The sequence below is a fragment of the Lancefieldella parvula DSM 20469 genome, assembly GCF_000024225.1.
Classification (GTDB): Bacteria; Actinomycetota; Coriobacteriia; order Coriobacteriales; family Atopobiaceae; genus Lancefieldella; species Lancefieldella parvula.
In genome coordinates this window covers 598,016-611,483 of record NC_013203.1, presented here as the reverse complement: position 1 = coordinate 611,483, position 13,468 = coordinate 598,016, and the positions used below count along the sequence as shown (strand labels likewise).

The window sequence follows — 13,468 nt, the reverse complement described above, 5'->3', positions numbered from 1 at the left end:
GACGCTACTCAGTTTCCTCGGAAGATTTTACCTGATGTTGAGCAGCAAGTTCGTGACGCAAATGAGCCAAACCACGCTCAAGACCCACAGGATAAATTTGAGGGTTTAGGAAGCGTGTATACGCCGCGTCCAGACGCATGAGCGCCGCATGACAACGATCGCGAGCAACCTCAATGGACTCGCTCTCCCCTACGCGCTTGCCATCTTCTACCAGTCGAATCATCAATTCGCGAGAAGTTCCCTCAAGTTTGTGAGTTGAGTATGGATCAATGATATCTACAACAGTTGCCTTAGATTCTGGATTCTTGGTGACCAGGTAATCTGGATCAAAAATCATATCACCCGCAGGGCAGCCGTTTGCATCATAAAAACGACGGATGTGTTGAATGCCAGGAACGGTGCGCTTGTATGCCATCTCAGACAGCTTGATAACAGGAGTCCAAGGCTCATTTGCAGACTGACGACGAGCGGTCAGCTTATAGACACCACCAAGAGAAGGCTGAGGATCGCAGGTAGCAAGCTTAGTACCTACACCAAAAGCATCTATAGGTGCGCCTTGAGCAAAGAGCGACTGAATAGTGTACTCGTCAAGATCATTTGAAACAGAAATCTTTATGTATGGAAGACCAGCTTCATCAAACGCCTTGCGCGCTTCCTTGGAAAGACGTGCCAAATCTCCAGAGTCAATGCGAATGGCACTTAAACGCTCGCCACGCTCTTCCATCTCTTTTGCCACAATGATAGCGTTCTTAATGCCCTCATGAACATCGTAGGTGTCAAGCAGAAGTGAGCAGTTGGTTGGGCTGGATTTTGCAAATGCCCTAAATGCATCAAGCTCAGTATCAAAGGACATAACCCAAGAGTGTGCGTGGGTACCAAAGACAGGAATGCTGTAGATTTTGCCAGCAAGGACATTTGAAGTGCTTGAAGCACCTGCAATATAAGAGGCGCGAGCAACCGCCAATCCACCATCTGGACCCTGTGCTCGGCGCAGACCGAAGTCAGAAACAGGATTGCCCTGAGCTGCCTTGATAACGCGAGCACACTTAGTTGCAGCCAGCGTTTGGAAGTTAACCAAGTTAAGCAGAGCAGTCTCGATGAGCTGACAGTCAACAATAGAGCCTTCAACTCGAACCATAGGCTCACGTGGGAATACAAGCTCTCCTTCTGGGATTGCATCAATGGTTACATTAAGCTTGTGATTACGCAAAAACTCGAGAAACGCTGGCTTAAAAAGACGGCCACCACCAGGAGAGTTAATGCTTGCTAGATAGTCGATATCATCATCTTCAAAGATAAAGTTCTCAACTAAATCAGCAATCTGACCGGTACCACAGGAAATAGCAAATCCACCATTAAAGGGATTCTCGCGGAAGAATGCGGTAAAGCATGCTTCAGTATCAACAAGACCGGCTTCCCAATAACCCTGAGCCATCGTGAGCTCATACAAATCTGTATTAAGACTTACATCCGAAGGCTTGGTACGATCAGTGAGTGACATGTTTGCTCTTTTCGATTGGTCAAAAACTGACAGTGAGACGATATATCTAGAGTAGCAGTCCTACAAAATAAATTGGCTTACAACAAAAATAACTGCGAGAATTACCACAGTTCCAATAACAATTTTTTGCCCCAGAGGCATCTTAATATCTTCATCGTCCTCATCTGGCTCCATGAGAGCGCGGCCTTTTGCGCGTTGCTCCTGAATGCGACGAATTTGCTCAGCTTCCTGCTGAGCTGCTTGGTGTGCAGCACGCTGCTGAGCCGCTCGAAGCTGAGCATCTTCGGCAACGGCAGGCGCCTCTACTTGAGCTGCAGTTTTTACTTGAGTTGTACGGGTCTTCTCGGCACGCAATGCCTCGAGCTCCCTGCGTTCCTTCTCTGCACGCAACGCCTCAAGCTCAGCGCGCTCTGCGTCCGTTAGAGCGGCTGTCTGTAGCACTGGGGTAGTTTTGAGCTCTTCGGGTTTCTCGACAGACATGGTTACTCCTCAGTTTGTGTATTGGAGATGCTTGTAGCAATGTAGCCGTCGTCAGCATTGCTACCGTAAGCAGCACGAGGCTTGAGCGCAGGACCTTCAACTCCCGTTGCATCAAAGGCTGGAACAAAACTCTCAGAGACGGTTCCGCCCTCCTGCCACCACAGGTTTTCAAAGCCCAAATCATCCGCATGACAGAGCACCAACTCGTACTCCTCGTCAGAAAGCGTTTTAGAAAGCGGTCCGCCAGTCGCACGCATGCGCTCGTTAGGTGTGTACTGATTCATGATTGATACGTCTACATCATTATGACAAAGATTCCAAACGCGGTTAAGCACCTCGCAGGAATCATCCGCGTGCGTGGGCATGACCAAGTGACGCACGATAATACCCTGTAGCATGCGACCGTCATCGTCAAACTTGCGGCCACCACGACTCATAACCGAATTGTACATAACCTCAAGTGCAGCCATGGACATCTCTGGATAATCCGCTGCATACGAGAGCTCTTTTGCCAGCTTGGGATCTGCATACTTAACGTCCGTCAGCCAAATGTCAATGACGCTCGAAACTTTCTGAACCACCTCTGGCAACTCATATCCCGAGGTATTGCACACAACCGGGAGCGTAAGACCCGCCTCTTTTGCTAGCGTTACCGCTTCAATAATATGTGGCGAGAAGTGCAGTGGGGTTACAAGGTTAATGTTGAGTGCACCTTGAGCTTGTAGTTCAAGCATCATCTGAGCAAGGCGCTCGGTTGTAACTGGCTTGCCAAAGCCCTCCTGCGAGATCTGATGGTTCTGGCAAAATACACATCTAAGTGGACAGCCTGTGAAAAAAATAGCACCTGATCCAGCCTCGCCCGAGATGGGAGGCTCCTCCCAGAAGTGAAGTGCAGAACGAGCTACACGAATGGTGTTTGAAGCCCCACAAAGACCTGCTTTGCCAGCGTTTCTTTGAGCGCGGCAACGCCTTGGACACAATTCACAGACGTCGTAGGCAGAAAACGTAAGGGCATTAGGTGATGGTGCACTACCCAAGGGTTTCTCGCCTCCCGTCATATCTGCCCAAGCAGATGTACGTATAAAAAACGCGCAGGATCTCTGCGCGCGTCAAAGTCATGGTGGAGATAAAGGGATTCGAACCCTCGGCCTCTGCCTTGCGAAGGCAGCGCTCTCCCAACTGAGCTATATCCCCGTTGCGGTACTTATTGTGGCAATCAGGGGCAGGTATGTCAATGATTATGCGGGTGAAACGAGACGACCTGCAGCCTTCTGCTGACCCTCCGCGGCTCTTCTGTGACTCTTCTACAGAACCTTGCAGCAGAAAATATCCTCCCCCGCAGTCATCTATGAACCCACCTTCATAAGGTGGGTGCCGCACTCGGGCGTTCCAGCTTCCTTAACAACGAAGGATGCCTGTACTGAACACGAGATTAGGCTCCCTGAAAAAACTTGTCGGTTCACCCAGTTTAGACTGCGGGAAAGGACAATTCTTACTATAAAGAAATTATAAAAAGATTAAAGTCTTGACTTGTTTTTTAATGAGCAGCACAATTAAACGGTATGGATTTTAGCAGTTAAATACTGTTTTATTGGAGGGTATACGGCTTGAACCTCTGGGTAACCATGTTTTGTGTTTTCCTCTCAGCTGGTCTTGGTTCAGCGCTGATTACCCCTGCCGTTCGTCAGCTGGCCTGGAAACTTGGAGTTGTCGATAAACCCTCTGCACGTCGAGTTAATAAAAAACCTGTCCCTCGCATGGGTGGCGTAGCCATTTTCTTTGGACTAGCCGTTGCTATGCTGGTACGTTATGGCGTTGAAGCAATTCTTGGACATGCCGAGATTACCTTCTCTTCCCACTACTATCTCAACGTCAACTTCTGGATTGTTGGTGCTGCGTTTGTTGTCATTTTCTTAACCGGCTTACTTGACGACATTTTTTCTCTCAAGCCTATCCAAAAACTTGCTGGTCAGTTTATTGCCGCAAGCATTGCAGCAGCAGACGGTCTGATTATCGGTAATGTCGTTGATCCATTTACCGCGTATGGCTTTGTAGATCTTGGCTGGCTTGCCTATCCAGCAACTGTCATCTACTTGGTTGCTTACGCTAATATCATTAATCTTATCGATGGTCTTGATGGACTTTCTTCAGGAATTACTTGCATTGCCTCTACCACAATGTTTGTACTTTCTATTTGGGCAGGACGATTTGATGCTGCACTTTTAAGTGCAGCGATCGCAGGCACTACGCTAGGATTTTTGGTTCATAACTCGTACCCTGCAACTATCTTCATGGGCGATTCTGGTTCCCTGACCTTAGGATTTGCTTTAGGAACAATTTCGCTTTTGTCCGTCACCCGCTGGGCAGGACTCACAACCATCATTGTTCCTCTCGTCGTTGCAGGTATTCCAATCATTGATACCTTCTCGGCAATCGTCCGCCGTACACGCGCACACGTCAGTTTTGCCACCGCCGACCGCGGACACATCCATCATCGCCTGATGGCGCACGGATACAACCAGCGCCAAGCAGTTCTTTTGATGTATGGCTGGACTTCCCTCTTGTGCGTTGGCTCGCTCATTATGACGCAGGTCAACACGATACCTCGTATTGCAATTTTTGTTCTACTGCTTACCATGTCTGCGCTCTTTGCAAAATATCTACATTTATTTGAGCCCGTTTTGCTGCACCACACTGACCCAAAGACTGGCGAAGACGAGCTCATTGATCCAAAAGACCCGGACTTCGATAAAGAAATTAAACAGTTCCACGAAGAAGAGCACGAGCATTTCGAAGAGCTCATCCATGGAGATTACAAGAACGAATAACTAGGGCAACTAGCTGCTCAAAATCAGCTTTCTGTGCGACCTACGGTCCTCGCCACACAGATACAGCTGCATGGATTTCTCGGCAGATACCTTGCAGTAACGCGTTCTTCTCGCCAAGTGCGCAGACTCCAGCGCGCTTCTCTCGCTAAGTGCGCCTGAAAAGTGCAAAGATTCTGTATTTGAGACACCGATTCTCTAACAAAATCAGGCAAATCCACAGATTCTTTGATGTTATTAGGCAAAATCTACCGATTCTTTAATGAAATCAGGCGCGTAGTAGCTAAAGCAACCGACCTTAGCTGAAACATATTTTCTGAGCTTGAAACGTGCGTCACATCTGAGTAAATTTACTTAGACATGGCGAGAAAAATCAGGCTCACCAGGGCCAGACCGGGGTCCGTCGGGAGCCGGGTGGACGCTAGCAAGCACGCCGGAAGATCAACCGCGCGACGCATTCCATCCGGGTTTCTTGCCAAAAGAAAACCCCGTACATGCAAGATGTACGGGGTTCATATGCACGAGATACGCAGTCCAAAGTAAAACTGCGATGAAATCGCTCAGCGTATACTGAAACTACTCAGCAAGTGCCTTCTTAGCAATCTCTGCAAGATCTGCAAAGCCCTGCTCGTCAGAGTAAGCAATCTCTGCGAGAACCTTGCGATCAAGCTCGACGCCAGCAAGCTTAAGGCCGTGCATAAACTTGCTGTAAGAAAGGTCATTGATGCGTGCTGCAGCGTTGATACGCTGAATCCATAGTGCGCGGAAATCACGCTTCTTGTTGCGACGGTCGCGGTAAGCATACTGACCAGAATGCTGTGACTGCTCCTTCATACCACGGAAAGTACGAGAAGAAGTTCCGTAATAACCCTTTGTGCGCTCGACGAGCGTCTGACGCTTCTTGCGGCCAGCAACTGCGCGCTTAACTCTTGCCATATCTAATCACTCCTTGTTATTTGATCTGGTGGGTGGCGCGCTTAATTCTTAGCGCCCATACGCTGAGAAACTACTGCTGCATCGCCAGCGGAAAGAACAGCTTCTTTACGGAAGCCGCGGATACGCTTCTGAGACTTCTTAGTAAGAATGTGGCTCTTAAAAGCCTTAGCACGCATAATCTTGCCAGTACCGGTGCGGCGGAAACGCTTAGCCGAACCCTTGTGCGTCTTCATCTTAGGCATACTACTTCTCCTCCTGTGTGGTGCTATCCTCAGCACCCTCGGGCTTCTCGTCAAACGCTCCCTTGATTGGAGCAACGAGCATGTGCATGTTACGGCCTTCAATGAGCGGTTTTTGCTCAATTGTGGCATAAGGCTTCAAATCTTCAGCAAGGCGATCAAGTACAATACGACCCTGCTCTGGGTGAGCCATCTCGCGTCCACGGAACATGATGGTAATCTTGACGCGTGCTCCCTTCTTAAGAAAACGAAGCACGTGACCCTTCTTGGTCTCGTAATCGCCCACATCAATCTTTGGGCGGAACTTCATCTCTTTGACTTCAATCTTGACCTGGTTCTTACGAGCTGCCTTGGCTTTGCGAGCCTGCTCATACTTGAACTTACTGTAATCAAGAATCTTGCATACAGGAGGCTCGGCATTTGGAGCAATCTCTACGAGATCAAGACCATGCTCACGAGCTCTCTTCATTGCATCATTGACGCCAAAAAGACCAAGCTGACTACCATCAGCGTCAATAAGACGGCACGTGCGAGCAGTGATTTCCTCATTAATGCGAGGACCATCGTTCTTGGCTATCTTGTACACCTTCCCTCTTGGACAATTGCTTGTCCGCCAATAAAAAACCCAGTGCATAAGCAACTGGGAGACAATACGCACATATAGCGTGCGATAATTAAATTGTCTGACCAGACAGCTGCTTTTGCGCTGTGTAGGTGGGGACTCACGTTCAATCCCACTTCAAAAATACCTTGTAAGGTTACCTCCAACGAGAAAACATTACAAGTGCCAAGTTAGATATGACGAGAAATTCACATCTAGCTTAAACTTTTAACTGGTGCCCGAGGTGGGACTTGAACCCACACGAGTTTCCTCAAAGGTTTTTGAGACCTCCGCGTCTGCCATTCCGCCACTCGGGCAAAAAAGTTTGCATAGGTACTATACCGCACCTATGCAAATCTGTCTTGCTAAATCATCAAAGTTGTAGCTAATTTAATCCTGCAAGAACGGATTGGTTGCAAGCTCTGCCTCTAAAGACGTTTGATTTCCGTGCCCTGATAAAATGATAGAGGTTGGATCAAGCTCTGTCTTAATGCGATTTAAAGATACTTTGAGCGTGTCAAAATCGCCGCCTGGGAGATCTGTTCTTCCAGCAGAACCCTGGAAGAGTGTGTCACCTACAAAAACGGCGCCGGAAGCTGTTCCCTCTCCCACCAAAATAATGCCACCAGGAGTATGACCAGGAGTTTCCATAATCTTGAACTGTGCTGTTCCAACGGAAAGAACATCTCCCTCATGGAGAATACCATCTGGCTCTGGAGCATCATCATAAATGTCGTTTGAGTTGTGAGCCCTCTGTGCAAGCTCATTGTCTGCCTCGTTAATCAGATATTGAGCACTTGAAACTGCAAGCTTCAAAGCCTTAACGCCGCCAACATGGTCTGCATGACCGTGAGTGGCGACAATATACTTAAGTTCAAGATTTAATAACTGTGCAGCAATCTCTGCGCCCGATGCACCGGGGTCTATAATCATGCACTCATTGCCAGAAACATAGATGTAGCAGTTAGTTTCAAGAGGGCCTACCTTAAAAATACCAATCTGGTCTTTTGCGTGATGACATCCGCCGTGACCGTGATGACCGCAGCAGCCTTCGTGTCCATGCTCACCATGGCCGTGCTCGCCATGATGACCACAGCAACCGCCGTGTCTGCCATGCTCTTCCTCGTGGTTATGACCGCAAGAGCAGCCTTCGTTCTGATTAGCCATAAAGTCTCCTTCTCATCTGATTAGCGCCTTCACCTGGCATAATACGACGAGCGTCGTAGACAGAAGGCACGCGAGTCACAAATGCAAATAAGGTGTCAAGTAAGCTAGTATCGGAGATTGAAACAAGAAAACGCATACGCACCACGCCCTGCTCGCCAACTTGTGTAGCAGCAGAAAGAATATTTGCGCCAGCATCAGACAAAGCAACCGTAACGTCTTTAAGAAGACCCATGCGGTCTGTTGCCTCAACGACAATCTCAACTCTAAATTCAGTAGCGCCGCTCGCATCCCAAGAAACAGGAATGATACGTTTTGGATCGTTGGACAGGTCTTTAACATTAGGGCAGTTGGCACGGTGAACTGAAACACCGCGGCCACGTGTGATAAAGCCCACAATATCGTCTCCTGCAACAGGATTGCAGCAATGTGCAAGATGAACAAGTAAATCTGGATCGCCGTTTACCACAACGCCGCAGTTAGACTTCTTAGGACGACTTCCCTTAGCAGTACGAGAAATAACGTACGAGCGAACCAAGGGCTGATCGTTTGCAATGGCCTTGTTCTTCTCCTGAAGGCGTGCTGCGTTGCGCTCTTGCTCAGTAACTATCTCAGGATTCTTCTCTTCCAAAATCTCGCTCACACGATTAACAACCTGTTTGACAGATTGATTACCCGCACCAATACCCGCAAACAGGTCATCTACGCTGCGATAATCAAACTGTTCAATGAGCTGATCAAGCGCCTTAATGGTGCGCGTGGCGCTGATACCATAGCCATGCTTACGCAACTCTTTTGCAAGTTCAGAACGACCGCGCTCTGCATCATCAGACTTGTTCTCTTGCGAGAAATACTTACGAATCTTTGCACGAGCAGACGGAGTCTTTACCAGCGTCATCCAGTCGCGAGAAGGACGGGCGTTCTTGTTAGTTAAGATCTCAATGCGATCGCCCATCTGAAGCGTATGCGTCAGCGGAACAACGGAGCCGTTAACACGCGCGCCAACGCAGTGATTACCTACCTCAGTGTGAACGGCATAGGCAAAGTCTAAAGGTGTCGAGTTAACACGCAAGCTCATGACCTCACCCTTTGGAGTAAAGACAAAAATCTCATGCTCAAAGAGGTCTACACGCAGGTTGTCCAAGAACTCATGAGGATCATCAATATCGTCTTCGACAGCCCAGTCAAGACTGCGACGAATCCAGTTGATAGTAGAGTCAATAAGCTTATCCTCAGAGGACATCTTGCCCTTTGAATTGCCCTCTTCCTTGTAGAGCCAGTGGGCAGCAATACCGTACTCAGATGCTTCATGCATCTCAGCTGTTCTAATCTGAATCTCAATAGGACGACCATCAGGGCCAATGACCGTTGTATGTAGAGACTGATAAAGGTTTGCCTTAGGCGTTGCAATGTAGTCCTTAAAACGACCAGGCATTGGATGCCAAAGTGCATGGATAGCACCAAGCGCTGAGTAACAATCGCCTACGTTCTTGGTAATAACGCGCAGGGCGATAAGATCGTAGATGTTGGAGAACTCCCTGCCCTTACGGACCATCTTTTGGTAGATGGACCACAGGTGCTTAGGACGACCCGTAATCTGAAAGTCAGTAATTCCTGCAGCGTTGAGCTCGTCAGTCAAAGTCTTCTTAGCGTTGTTGAGATCATTCTCTCTTTGCGCACGAGAGTCAGAGACCATACGAGCAACACGCTGGTATTCCTCTGGCTCAAGCCAAAAGAAGGACAAGTCTTCAAGCTCCCACTTAACCGAAGAGATACCTAGGCGATCAGCAAGTGGTGCATACACATCCATGGTTTCTCGCGCCTTAAACAGGCGACGATCCGGTGGAAGTGCCGCAAGCGTACGCATATTATGAAGACGGTCAGCAAGCTTGATAATAACAACACGGATGTCCTTTGACATAGCAAGAAACATTTTGCGCAAGTTAAGTGCTTGCTTCTCGTCCATTGAGCTAACCTCAATAGACGTAAGCTTGGTAACGCCGTCAACAAGCTCAGCAACTGACTTACCAAAGCGAGAAGAAATTTCATCGAGTGAGGCAGATGTATCTTCTACGGTATCATGCATAAGAGCAGCGCAGATGGTGTCCTCGTCCATGTGAAGATCGTGTGCAAGAATAAGAGCTACTTCAACTGGATGGTTGATATAGGGCTCGCCGGAACGGCGGCGCTGGTCTTTGTGGTAGTCAGCGGCAAAGGTATACGCAGCAGCAATCTTAGTCTGAGCCTCCTCAGGCAAATATGAGCGCACGGCGCCCTCAAGCAGACGGTAATTATCTGCTCCTGGTGCCTTAACCTCTTTTTTGGTCCTCTCGTCACTCATTAGAGGACTCCCTCCCCCCATCAAATATTGGACCAATCTCTGGAACGATGGGTTTTGTTATAGCATCTGCCAGCTCATCTAGTGAAGCAGAAAAGACCCACTGAGCAAATGATTCAAACTCAGTGTGCGCTTTAAGTCCTTCAGCGTAGCGAGCAGACTCCAACAAGTCCATGTGCGAAGCTTGACTATTGACGGAAATTACTCGTGTTTGATCAAATCCCTCAATGCTAATAAACCCTAGCTCAACAAAAACGTCAAGTGCAACACGAACGATTTGTTCATCGGCCTTAGATCTTGGATCAATTTCAAGCGCCATCTGTGCAATATCTTCATCAGTAAGTGCGGGATTAGTTGGCTGTGCGACAAGCTTTGGTTGCAATGCAGTAAGCGCACGATAAACTGCAACAAGGGCCTCTCGCTGAGGCGCACGAGAAGAAAGAATACGCTCGTTAACGCGCATATCATGTGCATCAAAAAGCATATAAATCTTAGAAGGCTTGCCATCTCTACCTGCACGTCCACTCATCTGATTAAATGCAACACGACCAAACGGCAGGTGATACAAAATGACCTGGCGAATATCGGAGATATTAACGCCCTCGCCAAACGCACTTGTAGCAATAATGCAGCAAACGTCACCGCGTCTAAATGCACGTTCAACGTTCTTACGTATCTGAGGCGTTAAACCCGCATGATAAAACGCAACCTTATGACCAATTTCTGGAATGCGATGACGCAGCATGCGCGTCAAAGCCTGCGCTTGCTCCCTTGAATTAACGTAGACAACCGTCTTTGTGCCATCAGACACAAGAGAAAGTAGAGCACACTCTCTATCTTTTGCACTACGAAGATCCTTAAGTTCAAGGTTAGTACGAGCAGTTTTGTCTTTATATACGTGGTCTGCATCAATAGAGAGAAGTTCACAGATACGCTGGGCTACCTGCGTGGTAGCCGTAGCCGTTGTGGCAAGTACCTGAGGATTTCCAAGCATCTTAAGTACCTGTGGCATCTGTGCGTAGGCGAGTCTGCCCTCAGAAGCATTCATTCCCACGTGATGGGCCTCGTCAAACACCACAAACGAAATGTTATGCGCTGCAGCAAACTGATCAGCATGGAGCGAGAAAAACTCTGGTGTAGTCAGCACAATATCAAGCTCATTGTTTGCCATGCGAGCAAACAGGTCTTCTCGACTGGTAAGGTCTGTTTCTCCGTTAAGCACCTCAACAGAAATTCCCAGAGGCTCAAAGGTATTCTTCATACTTTGAACCTGGTCGTTGATGAGGGCACGCAGTGGGTAAACAAATACGCTCATCTTGTGTTGCAGAAGTGCAACACAAGCAGCGTAAACTTGGAAAATGAGTGATTTACCTCTACCTGTTGCCATAACAGAGAGACAGGATTCTCCTTGAGAGAGAACCTCTAATGTTTTCTTTTGTAGAGGCAAGAGTTCTCTTGAACCAATCATGGATGTAACCAGGGTCTGAGTGAGCTCCTCATAAGGCAGGCTCTCCAGCTCATGGCGTTTTTGTTGCGACTGTTCTTGAGACGCTTCTTCAGTCTCTGTAGCCTCTTTGGTAACCACAAGTGGCAAGTCAACAGCACTGCCGAGAAGGTCCGCTTCAATGGGACCATCATCTTCATCGGTAAAGTCTCTGTAGAGAATGTCTCTAACCATGAGTTTTGGTTTGGTTCTACCTTGCCAAGTCTCGTTAACTGCCTCAAAAATCAAATCAACAGCACCGTCATACTCAGCTGCCGCCTCTACATGAGGTGTTCTGAACATAATGGATGAAATTGAAGAGATGCCATTTGAAGCCATAAAACAAAGATGAGCTCCGCCTGCGCCAACGCGCGAACGATTCTTCATCACTACGCCCTTAACGCCAAAGAGCGGTTTTTTGTTACCCTGACCAAAAGGCTGCAGCGCCTCAAGTGCATCAATAGAGTTAATAGTAATCTCGTCAAGGTTTACCAAGGCAGTTACTTCTCCTGAAGACTCAAACTCTTCTTCTGGAAGCTCTGCCATAACCTCAGATAAGCGCTTTCTAAATGCATCAATCTTTGATGTTTCTACCGTTACGCCAACAGCACCCTGGTGACCACCAAAACGAACAGTAAGATCTGCACACTGCTCTACCGCATGGAATAAATCAACGGAGCCAACTGAGCGTCCAGAACCACGAGCTACGCCATCTTGGATGGTAAACAGAATGCAAGGTACGTGATAGCGATTAACAATTCTTGAAGCAACAATACCCTTTACACCCTCGTGCCAACCCTCTTTGGCAAGCACAATAGCGTGACCACCGTCGTAGATTTCTTTTGCCTGCTCAAGGGCTTCATCAGTGAGTTTTGCCTCAATAGCACGACGTTCAGCATTAATCTCTTCCAGCTTGCCAGCCAGAATAGTTGCCTCCTCTGCATCTTCTGTGAGAAGAAGGTCAAGGGCAATATCGGTAGTACCCATACGACCTGCCGCGTTAAGACGTGGAATAATAGAAAATGGCAGATTATCTGCAGAAATTTGTGCAATATCTTGACCGGCAACAGCAGCAAGAGCCACCAGACCAGGACGAAGGCCTTTCTGTAGACGTTTAACACCTTCAGAGACCAGTGCACGATTTTCTTTATTGAGCATCATCATGTCAGACAGCGTGCCCAACATGGCAACATCAATGTAATCAAGCCAAAGCTGAGGCTGATTTTGAAGTTGCCCTAAAACTTGTACTAGCTTAAGGGCAACGCCTGCACCAGCAAGCTCTCTGGAAGGACAATCCTCAATAAGTTTTGGATCAGTTACAGGGACACCCTGGGGCACCAAATCTGCGGGTTCATGGTGATCGGTAATAACAACATCAATCCCCTGTTCCAAAAGCCATGCAACCTCTTGAGCAGCAGCAATACCATTGTCTACCGTAATAATTAAATCAGGCTTTCTATCTAGTAAAACTCTTGCTAAAGCCTCTTTAGAAAGTCCGTATCCTTCACCAAATCGATGTGGAATATACGGCAAAACATCAGCACCCAATCGGCGCAAAGCCAAGGTGAGCAAACAAGTTGAACTCATTCCATCAACGTCAAAGTCACCAAAAACAGCAATCTTTTGCTGTTCAACAATGGCCTTTTGAACACGATTGGCAACCTCAGCCATTCCTGGAATACACTGTGGATCAAGCCAATCTCTTTGCAGGGATGGTGAGAGAAACTCTTGAGCTTCAGCTACATCGGTAAATCCACGTGCTACCAACACACGAGCAACAAGTGGGGTAACGTGCAATTCTTTTTCAAACAATGACTCTAGATATACGTCTTGCGTAAGAACACTCCAGCGAGTGCTTTTCTCGATGCCGGGCATCATGTCCTCTTTTCTGTGGCGGCAGA

10 protein-coding genes and 2 tRNA genes are annotated in these 13,468 nt (G+C 47.9%); 1 reads left to right on the top strand and 11 read right to left on the bottom strand.

Features of this window, described 5'->3' with window-relative positions; genetic code table 11:
• Positions 1–4: 4 nt before the first annotated feature.
• The 4 genes from APAR_RS02725 to APAR_RS02710 all read right to left on the bottom strand — a co-directional run bounded on the left by APAR_RS02725 (position 5) and on the right by APAR_RS02710 (position 3,175).
• Entirely contained in the window at positions 5–1,501 is a 1,497-nt protein-coding gene (locus APAR_RS02725) for a nicotinate phosphoribosyltransferase (protein WP_012808617.1), read from the bottom strand.
• A 60-nt stretch (positions 1,502–1,561) separates the two neighbouring features.
• Complete coding sequence (locus APAR_RS02720; protein WP_012808616.1) at positions 1,562–1,981, bottom strand: hypothetical protein; 420 nt, start codon at positions 1,979–1,981, stop codon at positions 1,562–1,564.
• A 2-nt stretch (positions 1,982–1,983) separates the two neighbouring features.
• Positions 1,984–3,039 carry a radical SAM protein gene (locus tag APAR_RS02715; protein ID WP_049754778.1) on the bottom strand — a complete coding sequence of 352 codons (1,056 nt, stop codon included), beginning with the start codon at positions 3,037–3,039 and terminating at the stop codon, positions 1,984–1,986.
• A 60-nt stretch (positions 3,040–3,099) separates the two neighbouring features.
• Positions 3,100–3,175, bottom strand: a tRNA-Ala gene (locus APAR_RS02710).
• Positions 3,176–3,606: 431 nt separating this feature from the next.
• Here APAR_RS02710 and APAR_RS02705 point away from each other — a divergent pair.
• Positions 3,607–4,809 carry a glycosyltransferase family 4 protein gene (locus tag APAR_RS02705; RefSeq protein ID WP_049754777.1) on the top strand — a complete coding sequence of 401 codons (1,203 nt, stop codon included), beginning with the start codon at positions 3,607–3,609 and terminating at the stop codon, positions 4,807–4,809.
• A 573-nt stretch (positions 4,810–5,382) separates the two neighbouring features.
• Here APAR_RS02705 and rplT read toward each other — a convergent pair.
• The 7 genes from rplT to recJ all read right to left on the bottom strand — a co-directional run bounded on the left by rplT (position 5,383) and on the right by recJ (position 13,442).
• Positions 5,383–5,742 (bottom strand): 50S ribosomal protein L20, encoded by a 360-nt coding sequence (gene rplT, locus APAR_RS02700; RefSeq protein WP_012808613.1) that lies wholly within the window; start codon positions 5,740–5,742, stop codon positions 5,383–5,385.
• A gap of 41 nt (positions 5,743–5,783) precedes the next feature.
• Positions 5,784–5,984: a 50S ribosomal protein L35 gene (gene rpmI, locus APAR_RS02695; RefSeq protein WP_012808612.1), complete on the bottom strand. Its 201-nt coding sequence runs from the start codon at positions 5,982–5,984 to the stop codon at positions 5,784–5,786.
• Between the two features lies 1 nt (position 5,985).
• Positions 5,986–6,615, bottom strand: a complete 630-nt coding sequence (infC, locus tag APAR_RS02690; protein WP_049754796.1) for a translation initiation factor IF-3 — start codon at positions 6,613–6,615, stop codon at positions 5,986–5,988.
• A 200-nt stretch (positions 6,616–6,815) separates the two neighbouring features.
• Positions 6,816–6,899 (bottom strand) — tRNA-Leu (locus APAR_RS02685).
• 73 nt (positions 6,900–6,972) lie between these two features.
• A complete protein-coding gene (locus APAR_RS02680; RefSeq protein WP_012808610.1) occupies positions 6,973–7,749 on the bottom strand; it encodes an MBL fold metallo-hydrolase in 777 nt (258 codons plus the stop codon).
• Positions 7,742–10,087: a RelA/SpoT family protein gene (locus tag APAR_RS02675; RefSeq protein ID WP_012808609.1), complete on the bottom strand. Its 2,346-nt coding sequence runs from the start codon at positions 10,085–10,087 to the stop codon at positions 7,742–7,744. The genes APAR_RS02680 and APAR_RS02675 overlap by 8 nt, the downstream gene beginning before the upstream one ends.
• Positions 10,080–13,442, bottom strand: coding sequence for a single-stranded-DNA-specific exonuclease RecJ (recJ, locus tag APAR_RS02670; RefSeq protein ID WP_012808608.1), 3,363 nt, complete (start codon positions 13,440–13,442; stop codon positions 10,080–10,082). Before recJ ends, APAR_RS02675 begins: the two co-directional genes overlap by 8 nt.
• Between the last annotated feature and the right edge of the window lie 26 nt (positions 13,443–13,468).